The sequence below is a fragment of the Rhizobium sp. YIM 134829 genome (assembly GCF_046546455.1).
In genome coordinates this window covers 1-2,065 of record NZ_JBKHKI010000014.1, presented here as the reverse complement: position 1 = coordinate 2,065, position 2,065 = coordinate 1, and the positions used below count along the sequence as shown (strand labels likewise).

General features: G+C 65.7%; 2 protein-coding genes. One reads left to right on the top strand and one right to left on the bottom strand.

What is annotated here, in order from left to right; genetic code table 11:
- Positions 1 to 1,068, bottom strand: a 1,068-nt coding sequence (locus ACLE20_RS15435) for a BCCT family transporter (RefSeq protein WP_410941201.1), incomplete at its 3' end; no start/stop codon positions are given.
- 282 nt (positions 1,069 to 1,350) lie between these two features.
- Here ACLE20_RS15435 and ACLE20_RS15430 point away from each other — a divergent pair.
- Positions 1,351 to 2,065, top strand: a 715-nt coding sequence (locus ACLE20_RS15430) for an EAL domain-containing protein (protein ID WP_410941200.1), incomplete at its 3' end; no start/stop codon positions are given.

Genomic DNA, 2,065 nt, shown 5'->3' with positions numbered 1-2,065 from the left:
GGTTGGGGCGACCGCCACACCGAAGATGAACTCCCGGATCGTGCGCCCCCGGGAGATCCGAGCGACGAACATTCCCACGAACGGCCCCCACGAGATCCACCGCGCCCAGTAGAAGATCGTCCAGCTGGCCATCCACGGTTCGTCGCCAACGCCCGTCTGCACCGACATGGGGAAGACCTGGATGATGTAGTTGCCGATCGACTCGATGCCGTTCGAGATCACCAAAACCGTACTGCCGCCGAGGATCAGGAAGAACAGGAAGACGCCGATGGTGGCGATCGAACCGAGATTGGCCAGGAAGGTGATGCCCTTCTCCACGCCGGAAGTGGCCGACAGGATGAACATCGCGGTGACCGCGACGATGATCACCACGGCCACCACATTCGACTTGGGCACTCCGAACAGGTAGTCCAGGCCGCTGTTGAGCTGAAGGCCGTTCAATCCCAGTGCCGTTGCGGTGCCGAAGAGCGTGGCGACGATGGCCAGGCCGTCGACCAGGCGCCCCAGGGGGCGCGAGGGTGCATCGGGACCGAGGAACGGCGACAACGTCGAACTGACCAGGATCGGCATGCCCCTGCGGTACGCGAAATAGGCCATCGCACCGCCCATTACGGCGTACATCGCCCACCCGTTGAAGCCCCAATGGAAATAGGTGTAGCGGAGTGCGACCAGCGCGGCCTCCTCGGTCTCTGGCGTAGCGAGCCCGTGCGGCGGAGCCGTCCAATGCGTGACGGGTTCTGCGACACCGAAGAACAGCAGGCCAGCACCGAGCCCCGCCGCGAACATCATCGACACCCAGGAGAAGGTGCTGAACTCCGGGCGGGAGTCGTCGGGTCCGAGCCGGATCCGCCCCCACTTGCTGACCGCCAGGACGACGCACACCACCAGCACGCCCGTCGCAAGGAGAATGAAGGCCCAGCTGAAGTTCCCGATGATCCAGTTGAGCGTCGTCGTCATCACCGAGCCGAGGCTCTGCGGCGAGATAAGGCCCCACCCGACGAAGAACGCGATCGCTACCGCCGAGCCCCACAACACGGCAGGGTCCACGCCCTTGAGGTACCGGTTCACGCGGCCTCCACTTCGACTGACGGGCAGCGGCGAATACCGCGGCCACCCTCGTGCAGCTACCTTGTGGTCCGGTTGCCAGACGTGTCAATACATTGCGTCATGCAAACGCCGCTGCGCCGAAGTTCGAATTGCGCATACGGTGTGCGTCGACGGCGCGGCCCGATACCCTTGGTTTGAGATTTGCTCAGCCGGGGCAGCCGACCACTCGTGGTGTCACTCGGCGATCCACGAAGCGAGCGGGGGCAGCGTGCTCGAGAACACGATTCGCGCGGATACCCTCCCATGACGCGTGCACCGGTCACACCGTCGCGCCACGACCTGGATCGTGCCGTAGCGGGCGATGGCCTCAGGGCGGTTTTCCAGCCCATCGTCTCACTACCCGAGGGGCGAGTAGTCGGATACGAGGCATTGGCGCGTTGGCCTCATCTCACCGGCATTCCCCGCGAGGACGTCTTCACCTACGCCGTCGACACGGGGCGCGCGCCTGGGCTCGAGCGTCATTGCATCGAGGCGGCCATCGTCGGCGCGCAGACCGCCGGTTTGGCGCCCGGCACCGCGCTCTTCATCAACTGTGAGGCGACTGCACCCTTCCTCAGCCGGTCTGACAGCCGCATTCTGGCCCAGGGCGCAGAGCAGTTCCGATTGGTCTTCGAGGTGACGGAACGCAGCCTGCTGGCTCACCCGCCCGACCTGCTCCAGAAAGTCGTTGCCCTCCGGGAAGAGGGCTTCGCCATCGCACTCGACGACGTCGGTGCCGACATGAACGCCCTTACCCTGCTCGACGTCCTGGCGCCGGACGTGATCAAGCTCGACATGACCCTCGTCCAGTCTCAGCCCCACTACCAGCAGGCCCGGACGTGGGCGGCCGTGCTGGCCCACCACGAGCGCGCAGGCGCCCACGTGCTGGCAGAGGGCATCGAAACCGCCGAGCACCTGCACCGGGCGCTCGCGTTGGGGGCAAGCCTGGGACAGGGTTTCCGCTTCGGTCGACCCAGTC